Origin of the sequence: Rhizobium sp. AB2/73 (genome assembly GCF_020871915.1) — a bacterium.
GTDB lineage: Bacteria > Pseudomonadota > Alphaproteobacteria > Rhizobiales > Rhizobiaceae > Rhizobium > Rhizobium dioscoreae.
In genome coordinates this window covers 838872-862294 of the sequence record NZ_CP067073.1, presented here as the reverse complement: position 1 = coordinate 862294, position 23423 = coordinate 838872, and the positions used below count along the sequence as shown (strand labels likewise).

Annotated in this window: 20 protein-coding genes and 2 pseudogenes; 11 read left to right on the top strand and 11 right to left on the bottom strand. The window is 58.4% G+C overall.

Annotated elements, in window-relative coordinates; genetic code table 11:
• Positions 1 to 157: 157 nt before the first annotated feature.
• Entirely contained in the window at positions 158 to 1063 is a 906-nt protein-coding gene (locus I8E17_RS30030) for a LysR family transcriptional regulator (protein ID WP_113367513.1), read from the top strand.
• Positions 1064 to 1106: 43 nt separating this feature from the next.
• Here the strand turns inward: I8E17_RS30030 and I8E17_RS30025 are convergent, their stop codons facing one another.
• Together I8E17_RS30025 and I8E17_RS30020 are read right to left on the bottom strand one after the other, a co-directional pair.
• Positions 1107 to 1598: a lipocalin-like domain-containing protein gene (locus I8E17_RS30025; protein WP_113367512.1), complete on the bottom strand. Its 492-nt coding sequence runs from the start codon at positions 1596 to 1598 to the stop codon at positions 1107 to 1109.
• A gap of 47 nt (positions 1599 to 1645) precedes the next feature.
• Positions 1646 to 2479, bottom strand: coding sequence for an SDR family oxidoreductase (locus I8E17_RS30020; protein WP_113367544.1), 834 nt, complete (start codon positions 2477 to 2479; stop codon positions 1646 to 1648).
• Positions 2480 to 2574: 95 nt separating this feature from the next.
• Here I8E17_RS30020 and I8E17_RS30015 point away from each other — a divergent pair, with 95 nt between their 5' ends.
• Positions 2575 to 3474, top strand: a complete 900-nt coding sequence (locus tag I8E17_RS30015) for a LysR family transcriptional regulator (RefSeq protein ID WP_113367511.1) — start codon at positions 2575 to 2577, stop codon at positions 3472 to 3474.
• 97 nt (positions 3475 to 3571) lie between these two features.
• Here I8E17_RS30015 and I8E17_RS30010 read toward each other — a convergent pair.
• Positions 3572 to 3900 (bottom strand): annotated as a pseudogene (locus I8E17_RS30010) (Atu4866 domain-containing protein).
• Between the two features lie 64 nt (positions 3901 to 3964).
• Positions 3965 to 4464: pseudogene (locus I8E17_RS30005) on the bottom strand (nuclear transport factor 2 family protein).
• A 123-nt stretch (positions 4465 to 4587) separates the two neighbouring features.
• Between I8E17_RS30005 and I8E17_RS30000 the strand changes: the two are divergent.
• The 7 genes from I8E17_RS30000 (at position 4588) to folD (ending at position 10960) form a co-directional block, all read left to right on the top strand.
• Positions 4588 to 5592, top strand: coding sequence for a LacI family DNA-binding transcriptional regulator (locus I8E17_RS30000; protein WP_069615330.1), 1005 nt, complete (start codon positions 4588 to 4590; stop codon positions 5590 to 5592).
• 87 nt (positions 5593 to 5679) lie between these two features.
• Complete coding sequence (locus I8E17_RS29995) at positions 5680 to 6471, top strand: 3-methyl-2-oxobutanoate hydroxymethyltransferase (RefSeq protein WP_069615331.1); 792 nt, start codon at positions 5680 to 5682, stop codon at positions 6469 to 6471.
• A gap of 11 nt (positions 6472 to 6482) precedes the next feature.
• Positions 6483 to 7496 carry a sterol desaturase family protein gene (locus tag I8E17_RS29990; RefSeq protein ID WP_113367510.1) on the top strand — a complete coding sequence of 338 codons (1014 nt, stop codon included), beginning with the start codon at positions 6483 to 6485 and terminating at the stop codon, positions 7494 to 7496.
• Between the two features lie 10 nt (positions 7497 to 7506).
• Positions 7507 to 7824, top strand: a complete 318-nt coding sequence (locus I8E17_RS29985; protein WP_069615333.1) for a MocE family 2Fe-2S type ferredoxin — start codon at positions 7507 to 7509, stop codon at positions 7822 to 7824.
• Between the two features lie 50 nt (positions 7825 to 7874).
• Positions 7875 to 9101, top strand: coding sequence for an FAD-dependent oxidoreductase (locus I8E17_RS29980; protein WP_069615334.1), 1227 nt, complete (start codon positions 7875 to 7877; stop codon positions 9099 to 9101).
• A gap of 65 nt (positions 9102 to 9166) precedes the next feature.
• Positions 9167 to 10051, top strand: a complete 885-nt coding sequence (purU, locus tag I8E17_RS29975) for a formyltetrahydrofolate deformylase (RefSeq protein WP_219511703.1) — start codon at positions 9167 to 9169, stop codon at positions 10049 to 10051.
• A 3-nt stretch (positions 10052 to 10054) separates the two neighbouring features.
• A complete protein-coding gene (folD, locus tag I8E17_RS29970) occupies positions 10055 to 10960 on the top strand; it encodes a bifunctional methylenetetrahydrofolate dehydrogenase/methenyltetrahydrofolate cyclohydrolase FolD (protein WP_229002230.1) in 906 nt (301 codons plus the stop codon).
• A gap of 56 nt (positions 10961 to 11016) precedes the next feature.
• Here folD and I8E17_RS29965 read toward each other — a convergent pair whose 3' ends face one another.
• The 7 genes from I8E17_RS29965 to I8E17_RS29935 all read right to left on the bottom strand — a co-directional run bounded on the left by I8E17_RS29965 (position 11017) and on the right by I8E17_RS29935 (position 20266).
• Positions 11017 to 11931, bottom strand: coding sequence for a hypothetical protein (locus I8E17_RS29965; RefSeq protein WP_162750992.1), 915 nt, complete (start codon positions 11929 to 11931; stop codon positions 11017 to 11019).
• A 422-nt stretch (positions 11932 to 12353) separates the two neighbouring features.
• Positions 12354 to 14321, bottom strand: coding sequence for a glycoside hydrolase family 3 N-terminal domain-containing protein (locus I8E17_RS29960; protein WP_069615400.1), 1968 nt, complete (start codon positions 14319 to 14321; stop codon positions 12354 to 12356).
• 133 nt (positions 14322 to 14454) lie between these two features.
• Positions 14455 to 15303, bottom strand: coding sequence for a fumarylacetoacetate hydrolase family protein (locus I8E17_RS29955; protein ID WP_069615401.1), 849 nt, complete (start codon positions 15301 to 15303; stop codon positions 14455 to 14457).
• A gap of 43 nt (positions 15304 to 15346) precedes the next feature.
• Positions 15347 to 16657, bottom strand: coding sequence for an MFS transporter (locus I8E17_RS29950; protein WP_069615402.1), 1311 nt, complete (start codon positions 16655 to 16657; stop codon positions 15347 to 15349).
• A gap of 48 nt (positions 16658 to 16705) precedes the next feature.
• On the bottom strand, positions 16706 to 18289 hold the full coding sequence (locus tag I8E17_RS29945; protein ID WP_113367551.1) for a bifunctional 3-(3-hydroxy-phenyl)propionate/3-hydroxycinnamic acid hydroxylase: 1584 nt from the start codon (positions 18287 to 18289) through the stop codon (positions 16706 to 16708).
• A 26-nt stretch (positions 18290 to 18315) separates the two neighbouring features.
• Positions 18316 to 19209 (bottom strand): VOC family protein, encoded by an 894-nt coding sequence (locus I8E17_RS29940; RefSeq protein WP_113367552.1) that lies wholly within the window; start codon positions 19207 to 19209, stop codon positions 18316 to 18318.
• A gap of 4 nt (positions 19210 to 19213) precedes the next feature.
• Positions 19214 to 20266 carry an amidohydrolase family protein gene (locus I8E17_RS29935; protein WP_113367553.1) on the bottom strand — a complete coding sequence of 351 codons (1053 nt, stop codon included), beginning with the start codon at positions 20264 to 20266 and terminating at the stop codon, positions 19214 to 19216.
• Between the two features lie 124 nt (positions 20267 to 20390).
• Between I8E17_RS29935 and I8E17_RS29930 the strand changes: the two genes are divergently transcribed.
• Positions 20391 to 21116, top strand: coding sequence for a GntR family transcriptional regulator (locus I8E17_RS29930; RefSeq protein WP_069615406.1), 726 nt, complete (start codon positions 20391 to 20393; stop codon positions 21114 to 21116).
• Positions 21117 to 21428: 312 nt separating this feature from the next.
• On the top strand, positions 21429 to 23387 hold the full coding sequence (locus tag I8E17_RS29925) for a hypothetical protein (protein ID WP_113367298.1): 1959 nt from the start codon (positions 21429 to 21431) through the stop codon (positions 23385 to 23387).
• Positions 23388 to 23423: the final 36 nt, after the last annotated feature.

Below are 23423 nucleotides of genomic sequence, written 5' to 3'. Positions count from 1 at the left end.
TTCTTCTAGGCGCACTGCTTCGACCCTTCCTCGATCGGAGAATGGCGGGCGACGAAGGTTTCCGCAGGGCAGAGCTTAAGTTTCGGCGATCATGACACGGTGCGATTGATCTGATAACCTGCGGTAAGTTGATCAGCCTGATTAGAAAAACTTCGCAATGGACCCAATCCGACTGGACAGCTTCGATGTATTCGTTGCCATCGTGCGCTGTGGCGGGTTCCGCGCAGCAGCACTCGAGCGAGGGGTCTCGTCGTCAGCCTTAAGCCAAACGATGAATGGCCTAGAAGAGGTTCTGGGAATCCGGCTTCTCAATCGAACCACGAGAAGCGTGTTTCCAACGGAGGCGGGACAGCGTCTCCTTGAACGTCTGGCGCCTGCGCTTGGCGATATCAGGCTCGCTATCGCAGAGATCGACGAGTTGCGGGATAGTCCATCTGGAACTCTCAAAATCAACGCGCCGGCGCCGGCCGTCGATCATTTTCTTTGCCCCCTCGCGTTCGACTTCATGGATGTTTACCCAGAAGTGAAAATCGAGATCATCAGCGATGCGGCCGTCATCGATATCGTGGAACAAGGTTTCGATGCCGGCGTCCGGTTCGGCAAGCAGCTGGCGCAGGACATGATTGCGCTCCCGCTTGGACCCGCGCTTCGTTATGCAATCGTCGCATCGCCCGACTACATAAAAAGGTGCGGAGAGCCGCGGACGCCGCAGGAACTCGTTGATCACGACTGTATCAAACGTCGTTTCCCTGGTGGCAACCTCGTAAACTGGCGGTTTACCGAGGGAAGCGAGGAAATCGAAGTCACTCCCACCGGCCGCTTGACGGTCAGCTCTGCACACAATGAACTGCAAGCCGCGCTGGCGGGCAGAGGTATTGCCCATGTCTTCGACGACTATGCGAAGCCGCATATCCAAACCGGCCGCCTGGTGGAGCTTCTCTCCGACTGGAGCCCCAGCTTGCCGCACTGGTTTTTATATTACCCCAACCGCCGACTTCCGAGCGCCGCCATGCGTGCGTTTCTCGATTATATGAGAAGCTATAGCTGGCAGGCGAATGACTAACGGACGCCTCGAGTCGAGCCTTACAGCAGTTTGCCTCGGCGCCTCATTTCACGCGCTGCCATTCGATTCTGATTTCAGTGCCTTCCGGCCTGCGGAATTGCTCGGTCATGCGGTCGCCATCGACGACAAGCGTGAGATCATCACGCGTTCGCACGCTGCCGACCCAGTTCGGAAATGTTGCGCCTTCGACGCGGTTGCCGCTGAATTCGCCCTTCTCATCGACCGTGTAGGTGCCGAAGAACCCGATACTGCGTGACATGGCCATGCGATTTTCATCGTCCGTCCCCTCGCCGCGAGCGTCGGAAGCAAACCGCGGGACGTCGGCGTCGGTCAGAACTTCGACGAAGTGCATGTCGGACGTGAAGACGAGAAGACCGTTGGGCTTTTCTCCATAGGCAGCGATATTTTTGCCGCCGGGATTGATGGTTGCCGATACCATGCGCCAAGTGCCTACAACCTGGTTTTCAGCGGCTGCCTGCGCGAAAGCAGAAGACGAAACGAAGGCAAGAGCCGCCAGAGCTGATCGAATGGACATGCTATCTCCTTTCCTGTTCTTGGATCCGTGTTTCTGGACCGCTGGGTTCACAGCTCCTGCCTGTCGGTGGAAACTGCCACGTCTCGCTGCGCCTCAAGGGCGGAAAGGCGTGCGGAAAGCGCTTGTGAAATAGACGAATAGGCCGTGCTACCCAGCGTCAGCCGCAGTGGCGGCTTCTCGCTCTCGGCGGCTGATAAGATTGCGGCCACCGTTCGCGCCGCATCCCCCTTGATCTGAAAGCTGCCGTCAGTGATCGCCCGGCGAACGGAGCCGGCGGGGGTATCATCGTAAATATCCATGGGGTCTGCGTGGACGAGATTGGCTCCGAAATTCGTGTTGGTCGGTCCCGGTTCGGCGATGATGACGTCGATTCCGAACGGAGCCACTTCCTGCGCCACGGATTCGAGGAACCCCTCGATGCCCCACTTGGTCGCGTGATAGAGGCTGAAGCCTGGATAGGCGATCTGCCCGCCTTCGGACGAGACTTGAATGATCCGTCCACCGCCTTGCCGGCGAAGATGAGACAGTGCGGCACGGACCAGATGGATGGACCCTGTGAGGTTTGTGGCGATCTGCCGATCGATCTCTTCATTCGTGAGCTCTTCCGCCGCACCGAACAGGCCGTAGCCCGCGTTGCTGACGATCACGTCTATGCGGCCATGCCGCTTAAAGGCTCCTTCGACGGCCGAGGCAATGCTTCCCGGCTCGACCAGATCAAACTGGACGGTATCCAGGCCCTCGCGATATTTCTGCTGAAGTCGCGTCAGCGTTCCTGGGCGGCGGAGCGTGGCGATTACCTTGTGCCCCTGGGCGAGTAACTGCTGCGTCATCTCGAGACCGAGTCCGGAGGAACCGCCAGTGATGAACCATGTCTTTGTCATGTAATTTTCCTCATTGTTCATCCGCGAATGTAGATCTCGAGGATTGGTGCTATAAGATCTTCAATTTGAGATAACGTGGTGAGGATAATTCACGAATGATGCGCCCGAGCTTGAACGACCTCGCCGCCTTTGCAGCGGTAGCCAATCATCAGAGCTTCCGCAGAGCGGCCGATGTCATGGGTGTTTCGCGCTCCGCCCTCAGCCACACGATCATCGGATTAGAAGAAAAACTGGACGTCCGCCTCTTCAATCGGACGACACGGAGCGTATCGCTGACGCAGGCCGGCGCGCGGCTGCTCGCACGACTCGACCCGGTTCTGCAGGATCTCGATCAAGCACTCGATACGCTCTCGGAGGAGCGCGGCACCCCAAGCGGCTCGCTGCGGATCAATGCAAACAAGAGCGGCGCCCGTATCTTGCTCACCGACGTCGTTCCTCGCTTTCTCGATCTCTATCCCGATGTTGAGCTTGATCTGGTATCGGAAGGCCGGTTCGTCGATATCGTGGAAAAGGGCTTCGATGCCGGTATCCGCCTGTTGGAAGCTGTTCCGAAAGACATGGTCGCGGTAAAGTTCGGCGGCGACGTGCGTTTCATCGCCGTGGCAGCGCCGTCCTACCTCGAGGGTAGAGCACCACCGCATTCGCCCGGCGACCTTGACGCCCATTGCTGCATCCGCCAACGTCTGCCGAGCGGAAAGCGTTATCGCTGGGAGTTCTCAAAACGCGGCGCCGAAGTGGCGATCGACGTGCCGGGCAATCTCACCCTCGATGATAGTGATCTTCTTGTGCAGGCGGCGGTGGACGGACGCGGTATCGCCTATGTGCCCGACTATTTTGCTCTGCCGTTTCTGGCGTCCCGCCAGTTACGAACTGTACTTGATGAATGGTGCCCGCCAACACCGGGCTTGGCGCTTTATTACCCGCGCAGCCGGCACATGCCGTCACCACTGCGCGCCTTCATCGATCTTCTGCGAGAGGTAGACAAGCAACGATGATGTGCGGCGATGAATGGCGTCTGCCCTGTCAGATGAATTCGGCTCGCTCGGCTCGTAGCTCTGCACCGTTCCCCTTCGCGGCGGCCCGCCCGATAAATCAGGGCGCCGCTGGCTTGCGACGCAAGATCATGCCCCCATGGTGCAGTATGTTGGGATCAACGAAATCACCGTCGGCAGTGAAGCCCGTGTCGTCCCAGTACTCGATATGCGTCCCGTCGACTTCATAGCGGCCCTCATAGCTCGCTCACGCTCACCGCGCGGCTCGACATAGCGCCCGCTCGGCAGAAGTTCCTGGCGAACACGATTGTCGTCGGTGACCCACATGCCGGCGTACGGATGATTCGGCTGCAAATTGGTCTCCTGTGCTTCTGCTGGCTGAAACGAAAGGCTGGCCGCTGTGATGAGTGCTGCAAATGGCTGGCGCATTGTCGACTCCGTTAAGTGGTACTATTTTCGGTTTGCAGGGGACCGCGCGGGCGCGCGGTGTCGGTCATTGCGAACGCGGGGCGTTGTTGTCGACGACCTGCTGATAGGCAACGAGGTCGAGGAAGGCTTCGCATTGACGACGAGGCCATTCTTCATCTTGAGTATCCCGACGAACTGATTGCGATAGGGTGCGCCCGACGTCGTGGTCGTTGTTCCGTCGAAGCGGATGATGACCGCGTCGCCATCAACGAAGATGTTGTGCACCTCCGGCGCGATCGGGGTCGCGAGCCGGCTGGTCAGGGGACGCGATGTCTGTTCGATGAAATCCTTCTGGTTGCGATAGGTGCCCGCGACCGGCCCGGAACCATGGATCGTCCAGACGACATCGGGAGCGAGAAGCTCCGCGAAGACATAGGTGCCTGCACGCCACTTTTCGAAGGCGGCTTGGACGATCGCCTCGTCTGCAATGTGATCCACTCTCGTTTATAGCTCGGCAAACGCCGAAGAAAGAAAGAGCACCGCCATTACCGCCTTTCGAGACGTCCCGCTTGACCAGTGCCGCATCTCCCGTGACCATGTCAGAATAGAAAAGTGTTAAAGCACGAGATCGTTAACTCGCTTTGCTATATCACTCGTCCATTATCCTGCATCAATCCGCCAGGTGGCCGCTGAGGTGGAATACAAAAAATGAAGCCAACATTCCAGAATATCGCGCGCCTTGCGGGTGTCGGAACGGCAACGGTCGAGCGGGTGCTGAACGGGCGCGGAGGAGTGCGTCCCGCCCTTGTAGAGAAGGTCACCGCCGCTGCACGTGCACTCGACTATCCGAAGCGGCTGCCGGATCTCCATCGCGGCATCGTGCGTATCGATGTCCTTCTCATGCGACCCGAGACGACGTTCTACTCCCGGCTCGCGCAGGCCTTCGGGCGAGGCGCCGCTTTGCTCGATTCAACGATCGCGGTGCATCGCACCTTCCTGGATGAGCAAGATCCACTCTTGATCGCGGAGTGGATCGCAAAGCCTAAGGGAAAGCGAGCCGGCGTTATCGTCGCTGCACCGGACCAACCGGAGGTCCGCGCTGCGCTTCGTTCGGTAGAGGCTGAAGGCGTTCCGATCATCCAGATCGTCACGCGGGCAGAAAACGTCGCGGCTAACTATGTCGGGATCGACAACTACGCCGCTGGGCGAAGCGCTGGCCTATTTATCTCAAGAATGCAGCCGCACGACGGTACGGTCGTCGCGCTCTGTCACAGCCAGATATATCAGGTTCACCGCGATCGCATTCGCGGTTTCTCCGACTATTTCGCGGAGCGCCCGCGCGACGGAATGAAATTTGTCGCTATACTTTTTGGGCAGGACGAGGCTGTCCGCAGCGCGGAAATGCTGGTAGAGGCGCTCAAGGCGTGGCCGGACCTAGTGGGCTTCTACAATGCGGGCGGCGCCAATTCCTCGCTCGCATCGGTCCTGCGCAAGCACCCACGCGGCCGGGACATCTTCTTCGTCGGCCATGAACTTACCGAGCGAAGTGCAACCGCCTTACGCGAAGGTGTCATGTCCGTCGTCCTGGACCAGGCGCCAGAGGCTCAGGCGCGCCGCGCGCTTGATCTGATGCTCGCCCGCCTCGGCCTTGTCAGCGAGCCCGTCGCCAACGATCCGATCCGGTTCGTTACAATCACTCGGGAAAATCTCTGATACCGCTTGATCTGATTTGATCAGAAAACTAGCGGCGGATGTTCGACCTCCATCCTATGATCGCCCCGTAAATCGAGGGGAGATCTGATGACAAGACGCACCACGGTCCATGATCTGCAGAGCCAAAAAGGCTCGCGCAAGTGGCTTCAGCTGCATGTTGACAACGCTGAGGAAGCCACGGCAGCGGTGGAGTGCGGGATCACCATCCTGTCCTGCGAACCGGACCACAATCTCGAAACCATTCGCTCGGCCGTGCCGTTCGCCTTCCTGTCGGTGGGCATGCCTCACGGTGCCGTTTCATCGCAGGAAGAAGCAATCCGTCTCGGTTTTCAGATGTTGAAGCGTGGCGCCGACTCCGTCTATTGTTCGCATTCTCCCTATTTCATCGAGGCGATGGCGCGGGAAGGCATACCGGTTACCGGTCATGTCGGGCTCGTGCCAAACCGCGCCACATGGACAAATTTCCGAGCGATCGGCAGGACACCGGAGGAAGCGCTGCGTGTGCTACGCGCCGTGAAAGATCTCGAGAATGCAGGCGCCGCAGCGATCGAGGTCGAAGTGGTGCCAGTGCGCCTCGCCGACTATATCACCCGCAACACGCCGATGATCACCATGGGGATGGGCTGCGGTTCGGCCTGCGACACGCAATATCTCTTCGCGTCGGACGTGCTTGGCACGCATGCGGACCACTATCCCCGTCATGCCAAACGATACGCCGATTTCGTCGCCCTCACGGCTGAGTTGCAGAGGAAACGCGTTGAAGCTTTCCGCGCGTTTGCTGCCGATGTCGCCAGCGGCGCCTACCCCGAAACGAAGCATCAGGTGGACATGGATGACGCCGCCTTCGAACGCTTCTCCACTCTCGCCCAATCAATCTGACGGAGACCCCGATGGATGACCTAAGCTTTGGCAAACGTAACAAACGGGGCGATTGGGCTCCCGACGGACGGATTGAGACCGCCCCCGTCTTCACCCTTCCTCCGAAGCCGGTGGCCTTCCTGAAATGGCTGCCACACTATTTCTTACCGTGGAACGTGCTCTTCGCCGCCTCCGCTGTTGCCTATTGGCATTTCATCGTGCCGGAAGCGGAGGTCCTGAAAGCCTTCCACATTGCGTGGATCCTGCGGCTCTTCCTTGTCAACTGCGTTGCCGTTTTCCTGTTTTACGGTGCCTTTGAACTGCGCCTGTATATCCTTCGCACCCAGGAAAACCGCTTCAAATACAATGGCAAGTTCCCCAGCGACACCAAGAACCCGGCCTTCCTCTTCGACAGCCAGAATGCCGACGGTATCATCCGGACCTTCGGCACCGCTCTTCCAATCTGGACGGCATTGGAGGTCGGTATCCTCTATGCCTTCGCCAATGGGCTCGTGCCTTGGATGTCCTTCGCCGCGAAGCCCTGGTACCTGTTCGCAATCGCGCTTGTCATGCCGATTTTCCATGAAGCGCATTTCTTCGTGATCCATCGGCTGATTCATTGGGGTCCGCTTTATCGCTGGATCCATTCCGTCCACCACAACTCGGTCAATCCGTCGCCCTGGTCATCGCTGTCGATGCATCCGGTGGAGCAATTGCTCTATTTTTCCTCCGCGCTGATCCACCTTATCATTCCGTCGAATCCTGTTCTTGCGATCTATCAGTTGCACTATTCCGGCTTCGGGGCGGTCGTCGGCCATCTTGGTTTCGACAAGATCGAACTGGGTGCGGAGGCAGCGATCGACAGCCATGCCTATACCCATTACCTGCATCACAAGTTTTTCGAAGTGAACTACGGCGACGGCCTTGTACCTTTCGACAAGTGGTTCGGTACCTGGCACGACGGGACCAACGAAAGCGATGCGCGGATGCAGGCACGATATAAAAAGCGTAAGGCCCGCGCCAATGCGGCAACCGCGACAAAGTAACGAGGACATCATGACCAACTGGATTTCCGCCTGCCGCCTCGACGATATCGAACAGGAAGGAGCGCGCCGCTTCGACCACTCCGGCCGAACCTATGCGCTCTATCGCTCCCCGGACGACGAGGTCTTCTGCACCGATGGGCTGTGCACTCATGAGGCTATTCACCTCGCCGATGGACTCGTCATGGACTACGAGATCGAATGCCCCAAGCATTCCGGCATTTTCGACTACCGCACAGGCGAGGCCAAGCGCCTGCCGGTATGCAAGAACCTCAACGTGTACGCGGCGCGCATCGAGGATGGAACGGTGCTGGTCGAACTGCCGGGCTGAGGCATCTGCTCGGAATACGTTTTACTTTCTCTCTCACGCGAGGCTTGGCCATGCCCTCTTTTGTCATCGTAGGCGCCGGAGAGTGCGGCGCGCGCGCAGCCTTTGCGCTGCGTGAACGGGGTTTCGACGGCGCTGTCACACTTGTCGGTACCGAACCGCTCTTGCCCTATGAGCGGCCACCACTCTCTAAAGATGCCATCGTCGCGGGTGCCCAGCCGACTTTCGTTGCCGATGCCGCTCGCTTCGAGGCGGAGCGCATCCGCATAGTCACCGGCGTATCGGTGACCGCAATCGACCGGAACGGAAGAAATGTAGCGCTTTCGAACGGCTCCCGACTTCCGTACGACAAGCTTCTTCTGGCAACTGGCGCCAGTGCGCGAGAACTTTCAGGGGTGCCGTGTTCGAACGGCCGCATCCGCGTCCTGCGCAGCTATGGCGATGCCTCCGCCATCCGCCCGCACATGGCCGAAGGCAACCATATCGCGATCATCGGCGGCGGTTTCATCGGCCTGGAGCTTGCCACTAGCGCCCGAAAACTGGGCGCAAGCGTCACGCTTCTCGAAAGCCTACCGCGCGTTCTTACCCGCGGCGTCCCAGCCGAAATCGCCGACGTGGTCTCCAACCGCCATCGCGACGCGGGCGTGGACCTTCTCTTGGGTATCAAAATAGCCGCGATCGATGAACGACCGAGTGACGTGCGCATCTCGTTGGAAGACGGCCGGGTGATTGTGGCGAACCTTTTGGTCCTCGGTATCGGCTCGATTCCGAATGTGGCGCTCGCCGATGCAGCCGGCCTTGTCATCGACAACGGTATCGCGGTCGATCAGCATCTGCAAACAAGCGATCCCGATATCTTCGCGGCCGGGGACTGTTGCTCCTTTCCGATCGGCCACTACGGTGGTCGGCGTATCCGGCTAGAGTCCTGGCGTAATGCGCATGAGCAGGGCGCGCTTGCCGCCGCCAACATGATGGGCGCACAAGAAATCAGCGTCGCTGTGCCGTGGTTCTGGTCGGACCAGTACGACCTGACGCTGCAGATCGCGGGGCTTGTCGAGGGGGCTGCAACGACGGTTCGACGTGATCTGTCGACCGAGGCATTCATCCTCTTCCATCTTGGCGCCGATGGCCGCTTGCTTGCCGCGAGCGGCATCGGACCAGGCAACGCGATCGCTCGCGATATCCGGCTCGCCGAGATGCTGATCGCCGCTGGACGCCATCCCGATCCGGCAGCGCTTGCCGCACCGGAGATCAAGCTGAAACAACTGCTCGCCGCCTGATCTCCCTCATCTTGTCAATATCAACTCGAATAGACCGCTCGATGGCGGTTCGACAGAGGATTGTCATGACCACCCATGTGCTCACAGTATCCTGCCAATCGACGCGTGGGATCGTTGCGGCGATCTCGAACTATCTGGCCGAGCAGGGCTGCAACATCGTCGATTCCAGCCAGTTCGACGATCTCGATACCGGCAAGTTCTTCATGCGCGTCTCCTTCATCTCGGAAGAAGGCGTGGGCCAGGCAGCGCTCGTCGAAGGCTTCAAGCCGATCGCCGAAAAGTTCGCCATGGATGCGGAGATCCATGACGAGAAGAAGCGCATGAAGGTGCTGTTGATGGTGTCGCGCTTCGGCCATTGCCTGAACGACCTGCTCTATCGCTGGAAGATCGGCGCATTGCCGATCGACATCGTCGGCGTCGTCTCCAACCATTTCGATTACCAGAAGGTGGTCGTCAATCACGACATCCCCTTCCACCACATCAAGGTGACGAAGGACAACAAGCCGCAGGCCGAAGCCCAGCTGATGGAGATCGTCGAGCAGACCGGCACCGAGCTCGTCGTGCTCGCCCGCTACATGCAGGTGCTGTCGGATGCGCTGTGCCGGAAGATGTCTGGCCGCATCATCAACATCCACCATTCCTTCCTGCCGTCCTTCAAGGGGGCCAACCCCTACAAGCAGGCCTATGAGCGCGGCGTGAAGCTGATCGGGGCGACGGCGCATTATGTGACGGCCGATCTCGACGAGGGTCCGATCATCGAGCAGGACACGGCGCGCATCACGCATGCGCAGTCGGCCGAGGATTATGTCTCGATCGGCCGCGATGTGGAGAGCCAGGTGCTGGCGCGCGCCATCCATGCCCATATCCACTATCGCACCTTCTTGAACGGCAACCGCACCGTCGTCTTCCCGGCAAGCCCGGGATCCTACGCCTCCGAGCGCATGGGGTAAGTGATGGCGCTCGCGACAGTGATCGACGGGAAACAAGCGGCAGCTTCGGTGATCGAGGCCGTGAAGGCGGCATCAGCGGGACTTGAGGCGGAGGCCGGCGTGAAGACCGGGCTTGCGGTCGTCATCGTCGGCGACGATCCGGCCAGCCACGCCTATGTGAACTCCAAGAGCAAGATGGCCAAGGAGTGCGGCTTCAAGTCCATCCAGCACACGCTGTCGGCAGAAACGACGCAGGAAGAGCTGGCTGTCCTGGTGGCCTCGCTGAACGACGATCCGTCCATCCACGGCATTCTCGTGCAGCTGCCGCTGCCGAAGCATCTGAATGCCGATGCGATCATTCAGTCGATCCGGCCGGAGAAGGATGTCGATGGGTTGCATGTCGTCAATGCCGGCAAGCTGGCCACCGGCGATCTCGAAACCGGGCTGATCTCGTGCACGCCGGCCGGCGCCATGCTTTTGGTGCGACAGGTGCATGGCGAGGACCTGTCGGGTCTGAATGCCGTCGTCATCGGCCGCTCCAACCTGTTCGGCAAGCCGATGGCGCAATTGCTGCTCAATGCCAATGCGACGGTCACGACGGCGCATTCGCGCACGAAGGATCTCGCCTCGGTCGCCAAAGGCGCCGATATTCTGGTGGCGGCCGTCGGCCGTCCCGAGATGGTCAAGGCCGACTGGATCAAGCCCGGCGCCACTGTCATCGATGTCGGCATCAACCGGGTCGCGGCACCGGAGCGTGGCGAAGGCAAGAGCCGGCTGGTGGGCGATGTCGCCTATGCGGAAGCCTCGAATGTTGCCGCCGCGATCACGCCGGTTCCCGGCGGTGTCGGACCGATGACCATCGCAATGCTGATGGCCAATACCGTCATTGCTGCTTATCGAAAGGCCGGTAAGACAGTGCCCAAGTTCTGAGATCGACTGGACTTTAAGCGCTTTATTGCGGTCGAATGGAATTGAACCACGACGCGTCAGAGCCTATTTGGCACGTCGGACGTTTTGACCGCGGATCCACGAATAACATAGCCCGGTTCGTCGCTTGATGAGAAAACCCTCGTAATGACGTGTGATTTGAGCGCCTCGGCACTCTTGACGTAGTAGATACCGTTCGGGGTCGCTAGTCCCATCATGGCGAAGACGTCATTACTGTTGACGCCCATTTCATCAAGGTAGATGGCAAGCTTTTTATTCAGCTTCGGATCGATTTTTGTCGATATAACGTCGAGCCTTCTTCTTCCCGTCGCTCGGTGACCTGGGCCGTTTGTAAGCTGATGAACGCCAACATACGCATTAGTAGCCGCAGCACGTGTCTGGCCTCCCGCCAAGGCGAACGGGCAAGCTGAAAAACAGTACGCCCCTCCGGCGTGAACTTCACCTTCAGACCATCCATCGCTGATGACCTTTTCCGTGCAGCGCGGGTCGAGCATCGGGCAGCCATTCAGCTGTGTTCTGCCCACCGCAGTATCTAGCCCGGCGGTCCGGATCATACGTCCAACTGAGAGCGCGGCGTCTACGTCTCCACCGCGAGACTGAAGCACTACGGGAAGTGTTTTGCCTCCGAGGATCTTGAGAAGTCTTTTGAATCGCGTCGGCGTGTCAGCTGTTACCTTGCCTTCACCAGATATCCATTGGACACAGCTTTCCTGGCAATTGCCGTTCTTGACCAACGCGAAGTTCATCGGTCGCTCTTCCGGCGTCTCTTTGCTTTCGGTCGCAGATGCGACGGAAATAACGGACAGAAAAAAGGTTGCAGTGATCAGCCGAAAGATTGCAGGAAAACTCAAGCGTGTCGCCATCAAAAGCTCCAGAAACAGCAGACAAACTGCTATCGCTTCATTCGCCTTCACACAACCTTTTGAGAAACACAGCAGCTGAAGATTGCTCACCTATTCCGCAGTTGATCGGTCGACTTCGCCTTCTTCGCCTGGCGCGATTGGCTGCGACGCCACTTTTAAAGACGACGACCCCACAATCAACAAATCGGATCCGTTGATGTGAGGGGAATCGAACCGCTCCTTTCGTGTCGCATCCCATATTATCAATGGCTTGAGCATCCAATCCGGCATAGTCTAATTTATGGAACTTTGGGCCGCCAACAAATCTCCAGAACCTTCCTTTTCCCGCCGTGGGACTTGAGACGAGCATCACATGCTTTCGCAAACCGGCCCCTCGCCGTCCGGCGGCGGAACCCAGCTGTTTGACGGGTTTGGATCGCGACAGTCACCTGTGTCTGACATTCTTCGTCGACTGGCTCGTCTATCTGCATCTCGCGAAGGCGATCTGGATGTCGAAGAATAAGACCAACGGGTCAGTATCCCATATGATACCCGATCGGGTAGAGCGGATTAAGGGTGTCGTGCGGCACATCCGATTTCTGCGCGCGCACCTCGTTCATCGATGACGGAAGCTCGAAGGGTAGGCTACCTTCTGCCTTCTGCTTGCCCTCAATTGCGTCGAACATGGCTGCGTCGCCTGCGCCGAAATTAGCAAGGATGGCAGCAGCGCGCTCGCGTATTCCTGTGAGGATCGCCGGACGCGCCAGATAAATGGAGACAATCGTCGGAACTTGCTTCGCTGTTTCCTTGAACGCCTCGAAGTCAGCATTGCCATCCTTGAAATCCAGATCGCCTTCCTGCTGGCGAGAGCCGAAGAAATAGTTCATATGCGGCTGCTGATAGGGTGCATTCAGCCGCACGAGCGCGAAATCGGCTTCACGGGCCGCAGCAACGACCGTAAAGCCCCGTGCAGCGGCTACTTTCGGATCGACGCCATAAAGGAATATTTTCTTGCCGCCCTGGACCGGCAACAGCCTGGCTTTATTGTCGAGCAGCACCATCGCTCTGGCCTGTGCGGCGTTCGCGTCTGCAGCAAATGCCGCGTTGCCAACGATTGCCTGCGCCTTTTGCGGGTCGACATAGGGATTTTCAAAGAGGCCCTGCTCGAATTTCTGGACAAGGATACGAGTTGCAGATTGATCGATGCGCTGTTCTTTGATCTTTCCTTCCTTTACAGCCTGAACCAGAAGATCGGAAGACGTGACACCGCCGAACTGATCGACGCCGGCATTGACGGCCTTGGCAAAGCGGTCGACACGGCTCAAATCCTCCACGCCCCAAGGCATGCCGAAGGTTTCCTCGTTCAAAGTCGGCTTTACGCCCGGCTTCTCGCCATCCAGGCAAGTTCCCTTGCAGTCGTTGGTGATCAGCCAATCGCTGAGAACGACACCCTGGAAGCCGTACTGGCCGCGCAGCAGATCGGTCAAAAGCTGCTTGCTGTATCCCGCGCCCACTGGCTCTAGTGACTTGCCGTCGACGGTCACGCCGTCAAGGATCGAATATGTCGGCATGACGCCGCCGACCTTCGCCTTGAAAGCTCCCTCAAACGGAATGAGATGTTCTGCGAAATTATTGCCTGGAAAGGTCGCGTGGCGTCCATAGGCGTTGTGGCTGTCATAACCGTCTTTTGCCGCACCGTAGCCGACCCAGTGTTTGGCCACGGCGACGACACTGTCCTTGTTGATGCCGTTCTCGCCGTTTTGAAACCCTGCCACATAGGCTTCCGCCATGGATTTGGAAAGTTGCGCATCCTCGCCGAACGTACCGTTGGTGCGTGCCCAGCGCGGCTCGCTGGCAAGATCCACTTGCGGAGACAATGCTTCCTGTATGCCGACGGCGCGGTATTCCTGGCGGACAATGTCGCCGAAACGGCGAACGAGCGATGGATCGCCTATGGCCGCCAGCCCGAGAGTCTCGGGCCATTTCGAGAATCCGCCGGCCGAAACACTCGCGCCGAGTACGAATTGGAAATGATTGCGCGGATCGGTGCTGATCGTCGCTGGAATCCCAAGCCGGCCAGCTTCCGCGATCTCCTGAAGCTTGTTGTTCTGCTCGGCCAATAGGGCGGCATCGCCCGCCAATCGTGTTATGAAGGTCACGACCTTGCGCCCGTCGACCATCTCCTTGGCGCGTGCAAGATCATATTCGGTCCCGACCCCCATCCCGGAACCGGGACCGACGGATGGAGCCGTACCATGCATCATGAGGCCGGCCTTCTCCTCTAGCGTCATCTGACTGATGAGATTGGCCGCCCGCTCGGCAGCCGGGAGGCGCCAGTCCTCATAAGGATCGAGTTTGCCATTGCGATTGAGATCCTTGAAGGAAAGCCCGTCAATGGTCAGCGTCTTGGCGACGCGGGCCGAAAGCGCCGGCTGCTCCTGCGACAAAGCTGTTGAAGCGAGCAACGACACGGCTGCACATAAGGCAATGAACTGTTTCACGGCATCCCTCCGAAAGAATTTCAATCGACCCCGGCAAATTAAGGGGCGCAAACCGCGCCGCCTCATGTACTTTGGCGGCACCTGTCGGCCCGTCGATGCCCATCAGTTCGCAACCGCGAACTGTAAGCATATACTAACCTAGTTCATCAACGATCGGGTTGCTCAGAATGCCCAGCCTGTCGATCTCCACCTCCACGATGTCCCCAGGCTTCATCCACAGCGGCGGCTGACGCTTGGCGCCAACCCCGCCCGGTGTGCCGCTGACGATGACGTCGCCCGGTTCCAGGCGTGTGAAGCTGGAGCAATATTCGATCTGCCGGGCGATATTGAAAATCATTTGGCCGAAGGTCGCATCCTGCACGACGGTCCCATTGAGGCGCGTCTGAATGCGAAGATCGGGCAGCGGACCAAGTTCGTCCGGCGTCATCATCCAAGGCCCGAAAGCGCCGGTGTCGGGAAAGTTCTTGCCCGGTGTGAACTGATGCGTATGACGCTGGAAATCACGCACGCTGCCGTCATTGTAGCAGGCATAGCCTGCAACGTATCCCATGGCCTCATCGCGGGTGATGTAACGGCCCGATTTGCCGATGATGACCGCCAGCTCGCCTTCGAAATCAAGTTCCGTCGAGACCCTCGGGCGCACGATCGGGGCGAGATGGCCCGTCTGGCTATTGGCATAGCGGGCAAAGATCGTCGGGTTTTCCACCTCCGCACGCCCCGTCTCCTTGCGATGCATTTCATAGTTCAGCCCAACGCAGAGGATCTTGTCGGGATTGGGGATGACCGGCAGCCATTCGACTTCACCTAGCGGCGTGGCGGCGGCGGAACCGGCGGCCTCGGCAACGCCGTCAAGGTCACCGGCCACAGCCGATTTGAGATCGGCATAACGTGACGCGAGAACCGCGCCGGCATCGAGGAAGCGATCGTCCTCGACGACGCCCCAGGTCGTGCGGCCGGCGATCTTGACGGTGGACAGTCTCATGGTTCTTGCTCCTTTAGGGGGTCGGACTGGGCGACGGGCGCTTTCACACCCGCTGCATTTGATCGGTGAAGCGCGTCAACTTGCCGAAGCGCTCGATGGTGCGATCCGGGAAGATCAGCGCGAAGGCGGAAATCGCGCCAATGATGAGGATCGCGGCCGTGAACAGCATGGCATTTGCATAGCCGGCCGCGACATGATCGGGTCCGGCTGCCTGCACGATCATGCCGGTGACGGCGTTGGATGCGAGTGCGGACACCGCATTCGCCGAATAGATCACGACGATCAGCCGGCCGCGCTGGACAGCCGGCGCGACGCTACCGAGCGTGATCGGGCCGTATATCGTGGTCAGACTTGGAGCAGCGAAAGCGATCGCGATCAGCGCCAGTTGTAATGGACCACTGACATGAACCGAGGCGATCAGTGCCAATCCACTGACGAGAAGCGCATAGCCCGAGGCGCTACCGAGGGTCGCGCGTTTGCTGGCGCCCTTCTGAAGCATGCGCTGCGCGATCCATGAACCAACCAGCAACAGCGGCGACTGGAAGATATAGACGGCCGAAATGATCGAGCCGGTTTCGGTCTGCGAATAGCCAAGGCCCTGCTGCAGGAAGGGCGGCAGCCACGTGGCCGACATGCCGACGATCCAGTAAGACATGGTCGACATGATGATGACACCGATCACGGTCGGGTCGAGCCAGAGCTTGCGGGCTGGGATCGGGGTCTCCCCCACTACGGCGCGCGCCTTTTCATTTTCCGCGACGGCATGCGGCCCTTCCCCGCCGATGAGCAGCCAGGCGATGATCCAGGCAACACCGATCAGCCCGCAGAACAGGAAGCCCGAACGCCAGCCGTAATTGACGATGACATAGGTCAGGATCGGCCCACCGGCGAGCAAGCCGACACTGATGCCCTGCAACACGACGGCGCTCGGGACGCTCCGCTTTTGCGGGCTGAACCAGTTATGGCAGGCATGCAATGCCGTGGGCAGCCCAGGTCCCTCACCGAGGCCGAGCAAAATTCGGCAGGCGACCAGAACCGTCACCGAGCTGGTAAAATAGATCGGGATCTGCGCGATCGACCAAATCGCAGCGAGGATGACAAGGATCCATTTGACGGGGACACGACCGATCACGAAGAGGCCGACAAGAACGCCCGAAATCGAGAACAGCAGAAAGAAGCTGCTGCCGATCAGGCCGAACTGCTGTGGCGAAATACCGAGGTCCTTCATGATCGACACGGCGGAAAGGCCGAAGACGAGCTTGTCGAAGAAGTTCAGCGTCTGAAACAGGAAAAGCAGGATAAGGACGGCAAAAGGTCGCCATTTGCTGACGGTATCGATGGTTGGTTCAGACATATGTTCCTCCCAGAACTTCAAAGAAAACTGCGATTGCCGATGCGGGACTCAGGCAAGGCGAGCGCGCAGATCCGCGATCTGCTGGCGAAGCGCCTCGACGTCGCCGGCGGCGCCAAAGACATAGTGGTCAGGACGTACGAGCGCAGCGATCGCTTCATGCCGTTCGAACCAGGCCGAAAGCACGCCATCCCTTTCTCGGAGCGAGGCCGGATCGGCTGCATTATCGCCTTGAGGCACAACAGCCTTCACCACGAGGCCGTCGATCGCGTCGGCGAGCACCTGTCCTTCCGGCATCCCGATCCGGCGGCCGTCGAGCACAAGCCGCCATTGCGCTCCGGTAAAGGCGTCCATCAAGCGCGGAGCGGGGCCTTCGACGATTGCCGGCTGCGGGAACAACAATCCTCGCGCCGGCGTGCCTTCTTCGGCGATCAGCCCATCCTCGATGGGCGGGACGATGTCCTGCCGGGTAATGGTAAGAGGCCGACCACCGCCCTCGGCAAGTATGCGGGCATCACGCGCCGCGGCGGCTTCCGGATCGCGTTCGCAGATCGTCTGGCCAATTGCCTTGATCTTGCCGGTCAGCGTCTGCACATGCCGCTTGCGTTCCACCGTGTAGGTATCCAGCAGCGCTTCGGAAGACTGCCCCTTCAGGATGCGGTCGAGCCGCCAGACGAGATTGGAAACGTCGCGCAGGCCCTGGCACATGCCCTGGCCGATAAAGGGCGGCTGCTGATGCGCGGCATCACCGGCGATCATGACTTTCCCCCGCCGCCATTCGTCGGCCACCAGCGCATGAAAGCGATAGGCGGCGGCCCGCCAAAGCTCGCCGTCTTCCGGCGCCAGCCAGGGCGACAGCAGCCGCCAGACATTGTCGGGCTTTTCCATCTCGCGTGGATCCTCGCCCGGCAGAAGCATGATTTCCCAGCGGCGGTGATTCTTGGGCCCCATGATGTAGCTGGTCGGACGCGCCGGATTGCAGAACTGGGCCGAAGTCTGTGGTAGCTTGCCCAGCGCGGTTTCATGTACCTGCACATCGACTACGAGCCACGGCTCGTCGAAGACGAGATCCTCGAGCTTCATTCCCGACAGTTCACGCACACGGCTCCACGCCCCGTCGCAGCCGATCACATATTTCGCTGCGATCCTCTGGCTCTCGCCGGACGAATTCCGAAGCGTCGCGACCACTTCAATCCCCTGAGGATCGAGATCGACCATTTCCGTGCCAAGTTCTATCGTCACGCAGTGGAAACTTTCGGCATGCCGTCTCAGCACGGCCTCGACCGGAGGCTGGGTAAACACCATGCTCGGGGTGTAGCCGAGCGGATATGGTTCCGGCACCATGTCGATACGACGGATGAGCTGGCCCTCTGCGCCGAAGTGCTGGGAGGCCGTGAACGGCGCGATATGGGGAAGCACCTCGTCGGCAATGCCCATATTGTCGAAATGGCGCAGGATTTCATGGTCGAGCGCGATAGCGCGCGGCTTGTCATAGATACCGGTCAACCGATCGACAACGAGCGTGGAATGGCCTCGCGCGCCGAGCATGCCGGCGGCCACGGCTCCAGCCGGGCCGAAGCCGACCACCAGCACGTCATAAGAGTTCGAGATATCGTTATCGTTCGTCACGGGCATGCCTCTGCAAATGTCTATTGGGCGCATCAGGCGCCGGAAAAGCCGATGGAAATCTGTGCCTTCTTGCAGGCGTCGCTTTTGGGAGGCGCAATGCCCCAGTGATCGGTTCGGCCGGGCGGCCAGACCCATTCCTCGGGTCCTCGGGCGCGATAGGAGTCGTCCACCCGCAGGACTTCGGCGGTGTACTCGATCACTACGCCTTGCGGGTCGACGAAATAGGCAAAGACGTTGTCGCCCGGTCCATGCCGGCCCACGCCCCAGCCGATCGGATAGCCGTGATCGACGACGCGACCAGAAGCTCGCATGACGGATTCGAGGTCGGGCATCAGGAAGGCGACATGGTTCAGCCCATTGACCGGTGCCTCGGCCAGCACGACCGCATGATGGTCGTCGTTGCAGCGCAGGAAAGCCATAAGTCTCGACCGGTCCGTCAGGCGGAAGCCGAGGACATTACGATAGAAGTCCGAAAGCGCCTCGATATCAGCGCTGTTAATGTTGACATGCGCCAGACGTTCCGGCCGGTTGGGAACCACGCGGCCATGCTTGCGGCGGTCGCCGTGCACGAATTCCAGAACGGCGCCTTGCGGCTCGCGGATGACGAAACGCTCGCCACCGGCGGGACCATCAGCGGGTCCGATGTCGCGCAGGACAGCACAGCCTGCGGTAACCGTCCTTGCGAACAGCGACGCCAGCGCTTCAGCCGAACCGACGCGAAAACTGATCTTGCGCAGTTCCGAACGATTGCTTTGCTTTAGCTCCAACACATGAAAATCAGCACCCGTTGCCGCCAGGAAAACCTTGCCCTCCACTTCGGCGACGACATCCAGGCCCCAGACGCGGGTATAAAAGTCGACAGACGACGCGAGATCGGGCGTACCCAGTTCCACGCTGCGCAAAGCGATGACAGGAAATTCAGTCATGGGATCAAACCTCATCCAAACCCAGGAAAGCGCGCGCATTCGCAAATGTCAGGCGCTCGCGCAAACTCGCATCCGCAAACGCCTCCTCGACGCCAGCGATGGGCTCTTTCTCGCGGAAATTGAAGGGATAGTCGGTGCCGATCATGATGCGATCCTCGCCGAAGACGGCGACAAGGCGGCGTAGCATGTCCGGATCGAAAACCAATGAATCCACATAGAGACGCCGCGCCTGCGCGGCAGGGCTCTCATGCATGATTTCGCTGAGCGCCGGAAAGGCCGAATAGCCCTGCTGCAGCCGCGGCAGCAGCGAGGCAAACGTGCCGCCGCCGTGGCTGAAGGCGATCCGCAGTTTCGGGAATTTCTGAAGCAACCCGCCGGTGATCACGGATGCTGCCGCCAATCCGACATCGGTCGGATAGGCGAGCACCTGCTGAAGCGGCGCTGGCCCAACGAGACGATCCATGCCAGTCGGCCGCACCGCATGCACGAAGACAGCTGCATTCAGCTTCTCCGCCTCCGCAAAAAAGGAATGGAAACGAGGATCACCGATAGGCACGCCATTGATATTGCTGCCGATCTCGACGCCACGAAAACCGAGTTCGCCGACGAGGCGATGCAACTCGGAAATCGCAAGATCAATATCCTGAAGAGGAAGGCCACCGAGCCCAACGAATCGATCCTGGCCCTGCCCGATCATGACGGCGATCGCATCGTTGACGTATCGGACAAGGTCGTGGGCCGCGGTCTTTTCGATCCAATAGCCGAAGAGCTCAGGCATGGGAGACAGAGCCTGGATGCGGATACCGGTCCTGTCCATCTCCTCCAGCCGCCGTTCGGCCACCCAGCAGGCATCGCTGACCGTGCGATAAGGCTTGTCATCGATAACGACCGTTGCGTGACAAGCATCCGCGGCAACCATCGAGGGCCAGCCACGGATGGGAGCATTCCCTGCCGCAAGCGGAAAGCGTGCGGGCACCACGTGACAGTGGATATCAATGCCGCAACAAGCGCAGCCGTTCGCAAAGGCGCCCGACGCTTGCTTTTTCGTTCCGCTCATTGAGCCCTCCCTCGTTAAGAGCTGTCATAATGTACAAACTTTGCCACGTAAAGATAAAATTTATAAATTTCGCGCCGCTGCTTCCTCGTGTATATAAAAAGTGATTTGCAAGCCAGAGAGCACCATGAACGTCAACCTGCTGAAGAAAGGGGCTGAAAGCCCCGCGACATTGGCAACCAGCATCTATGAGCGGCTAAAGGCCGACATTCTCTCGACGCGCCTGGAGCCTGGCAGAAAGCTTCAGCTGCGCTTCCTGATCGAGCACTATGATGCCGGCCAGACTCCGTTGCGTGAGGCTCTCAACCGATTGACGACAGAAGATCTTGTTATCGGAAAGGAACAGCGCGGCTTCTTCGTCAAACCGATTAGTTTGGACGAATTGCACGAGCTGACGAAAACGCGTTGCTGGGTGGAGACACTCGCGCTGCGGGAATCCATGGCGAACGCAACGCCCGACTGGGAAGAGGCGCTTTTAGTCGCCCATCACCGGTTGGAGCGCACGCCACGCTCACTCAATGCGGAGCAGTTCGAGGACAATCCGGAATGGGAAAGGCTTCATCGGGCTTTCCATGCCTTGCTGATTGGAGGCTGTGGATCAAAATCGTTGATAGGCTTTTGCGAGCAGCTTGCCGATCGGCTCTACCGCTATCGAGCGCTTTCGATCCGTAAAGCCTTTCGCGTGCGCAAGGTCAGTGACGAACATGCAGCCATCCTGAAAGCCGTGCTTGATCGAGATACCGTGGAAGCTGAACGCCTGCTGCAGCTTCATTATGAGAAAACAGCCGACATCATCCGAACTGATCTCGGCGCCACAAATAACGGCGCTACCGCCGGGCAACCAGATGCCTGATGCGGAACGGAAGTGTTGCATATTTTTGGCCTCGCCTTAGGAGCACCGCCGCTCACCAACAGCTCTTGAACGGATCAGAACCAACGACCCTGTATTACAAATTTCGACAGTGACAGACTCGCAGGTGAGCCAAGAACTTGGCCAACCTGGAATGCCTGATTTGGGCCGGGCGCAGACAGAGAACTTTCAGTTTGGATATGATGGAAGCGGAACATCCGCTACGCTGACTTCAGGCGTCTTGTAAATCTTTCCAGCGAGCTGAAGGTGAACTAGAGTCAGTTGTGCTTTGTCTCAAAATCCAGGCTGACACTCATGTATTTTCCCGCTCTCCTTAAGGCCATTCAAGCACTCGAAGAAAAAGCTTTCTACAATGTGGCGATCATGTGCCTCGAACAGCTTGGTTATCGAGATTTGAGCATTGTCGATGGCCCAGGCGATGGCGGTAAAGACGTGGTCTGCTCGCGGCCTGATGTCCGAATCCAGCTCAGCGTACGGAAGACGTGGGAACAAAAAATCAACGAAGAAGCCGCGAATACAGAAGCAGCGGGCCTGAGGCATTTTGTCTATGTAACAAATCGAGCGATTACCCCTGACGATCAGGACGAATTTTTAGACACTCAGTACCGATACAAAGGGATAGTAGATCTCACCATAATTGATTTGCGCAGAGTCGCCACTTCTCTCACGCGCCCAAGCGTAATTCGGGAAGCATACGAACTACTCGGACTACGCATCCCAGCTGAGTTAGTCGCCGATCCAAAGGATGTTACGATCAGCACGCTTCTCATGTTTTCGAAAGACGCGAAAGATTTGAAAGAAGAGTTCATTGAGGCAAGCATTCGAGCACGCTTGCTTCACGTAGAAGGCATCCCGGAAGAGCAGTTGATAGAAAATGTCGCTGCGGCTCTGCCGGGCATCAACATTGACCGCTCCGCTCGCGCGGCGCTCTCTCGCTTGCGAATCGCTGGGCGTGTTAAGGGCGCTGCGACCGCCGTTAAGCTTAGCGACAGTGAAGTAAAGAAAATGCAAGCTGCGGAGACTGAGTATCTGGCAGCTCGGGAGATCGATCTCGCAGCCGTAGCGAAGGTCACGCGATTAAATGTCGAGGACAGCGGAAAGCTTTTAGGCCTAGCTTTGGAACTTCTGGTCAGAGACGAAAATCTTGATGGGCTAGGGCCCATAGAGCAAGCCATCCGATCGTTTCTGGCAGAAAAGCGCCTGGAGCATAAGCGAGATGAAATATATGAGGTTCTTTCGAAGACGAACCTTTCGAAGCTGAAGCAGTATGGAAAAGCCGTAAGCCAGATTTTCGCTACGAATACATTCGATATTTATAGGGCGCTTGGCAGGCGGACTGACATCAAGGTCGTTCTTGATTCCAGCGTAGCAATGCCAGTTTTATTTGGCCTTTCATTCGGCGGCGCCCGCTCGCGATATGGAGTGGCGGCGCTCGCTTTGAAGACTGCCCTTGTACAACACAAGATCGCAGCAGTCGTGCCTAGGCCCTACCTTAATGAGATGGCCGCACATGGGCGAGCTGCAATCGCACTCGTGGATGCTTACGGCGCGCTACCACGTGACGCGAAGAGATCACTTCGTTCGTCTGAGAATGCCTACTTGAGCCATTTTGCTCACATCGAGGAAACGATGGAAGAGAAAGGCGAGAGCATCTCCCTTGGGGAGTTTCTCGCATACTTCGGCATTCAAGCCGGACGATCTCTGGACAAAGTAGAGAATAAAATCGAAAGCCTCCTTGATAGTCATGGCATAAAGGTCATTACATGCCCAAAAACTGACCAGACCGTCTTTAGAAGCATGTCTGCTGCAAAGAAATATCACGATAAATACATAATTGATCATGATGCTGCCGTTGCGACTCTTCTAAAAAACGACGATGAACACGGATACATACTTTCCACGTGGGATAAGACAATGATGGATTTCGTAGAAGATCTTATACGTGTTTATGCCGACACACCTGCCAGAGTCATTGACTTTCTCTCCATGGCTGGTCCTTCGAATTTTGCAAGCGAGCAAAATTACGAACTGATTTCCACGCTGCTTCATATTGACGAAAAACGTGCAGTTCCTCTTGCGGAAAAGATCGCTTCAATTCGCACCGCCGAGCAGGCTTTTAAACTCGACCAGATCATCCAAGGAGCTCGTAAACTGCATGGAGCAGCTTGGGAACTGAAGGCCGAGCACGTTGCGCCGTTATTGGACGAGGCCAATGATCAGGCGGTTAGGCCTGATAGGGCCGATCACCATTGATAGCGCAAGGAACGCTGCACCCTTGATTTCTCCGGC

Excerpts from the sequence above, each read along its gene's own strand:
- I8E17_RS29985 (WP_069615333.1), top strand. The coding sequence starts at position 7,507 with ATGACCAACTGGATTTCCGCCTGCCGCCTCGACGATATCGAACAGGAA.
- I8E17_RS30020 (WP_113367544.1), bottom strand. The coding sequence starts at position 2,479 with ATGACAAAGACATGGTTCATCACTGGCGGTTCCTCCGGACTCGGTCTC.
- I8E17_RS30015 (WP_113367511.1), top strand. The coding sequence starts at position 2,575 with ATGATGCGCCCGAGCTTGAACGACCTCGCCGCCTTTGCAGCGGTAGCC.
- I8E17_RS29995 (WP_069615331.1), top strand. The coding sequence starts at position 5,680 with ATGACAAGACGCACCACGGTCCATGATCTGCAGAGCCAAAAAGGCTCG.
- purU (WP_219511703.1), top strand. The coding sequence starts at position 9,167 with ATGACCACCCATGTGCTCACAGTATCCTGCCAATCGACGCGTGGGATC.
- I8E17_RS29955 (WP_069615401.1), bottom strand. The coding sequence starts at position 15,303 with ATGAGACTGTCCACCGTCAAGATCGCCGGCCGCACGACCTGGGGCGTC.
- folD (WP_229002230.1), top strand. The coding sequence starts at position 10,055 with ATGGCGCTCGCGACAGTGATCGACGGGAAACAAGCGGCAGCTTCGGTG.
- I8E17_RS29935 (WP_113367553.1), bottom strand. The coding sequence starts at position 20,266 with ATGAGCGGAACGAAAAAGCAAGCGTCGGGCGCCTTTGCGAACGGCTGC.
- I8E17_RS29925 (WP_113367298.1), top strand. The coding sequence starts at position 21,429 with ATGTATTTTCCCGCTCTCCTTAAGGCCATTCAAGCACTCGAAGAAAAA.
- I8E17_RS30025 (WP_113367512.1), bottom strand. The coding sequence starts at position 1,598 with ATGTCCATTCGATCAGCTCTGGCGGCTCTTGCCTTCGTTTCGTCTTCT.
- I8E17_RS29945 (WP_113367551.1), bottom strand. The coding sequence starts at position 18,289 with ATGCCCGTGACGAACGATAACGATATCTCGAACTCTTATGACGTGCTG.
- I8E17_RS29980 (WP_069615334.1), top strand. The coding sequence starts at position 7,875 with ATGCCCTCTTTTGTCATCGTAGGCGCCGGAGAGTGCGGCGCGCGCGCA.
- I8E17_RS30000 (WP_069615330.1), top strand. The coding sequence starts at position 4,588 with ATGAAGCCAACATTCCAGAATATCGCGCGCCTTGCGGGTGTCGGAACG.
- I8E17_RS29940 (WP_113367552.1), bottom strand. The coding sequence starts at position 19,209 with ATGACTGAATTTCCTGTCATCGCTTTGCGCAGCGTGGAACTGGGTACG.
- I8E17_RS29950 (WP_069615402.1), bottom strand. The coding sequence starts at position 16,657 with ATGTCTGAACCAACCATCGATACCGTCAGCAAATGGCGACCTTTTGCC.
- I8E17_RS29990 (WP_113367510.1), top strand. The coding sequence starts at position 6,483 with ATGGATGACCTAAGCTTTGGCAAACGTAACAAACGGGGCGATTGGGCT.
- I8E17_RS29930 (WP_069615406.1), top strand. The coding sequence starts at position 20,391 with ATGAACGTCAACCTGCTGAAGAAAGGGGCTGAAAGCCCCGCGACATTG.
- I8E17_RS30030 (WP_113367513.1), top strand. The coding sequence starts at position 158 with ATGGACCCAATCCGACTGGACAGCTTCGATGTATTCGTTGCCATCGTG.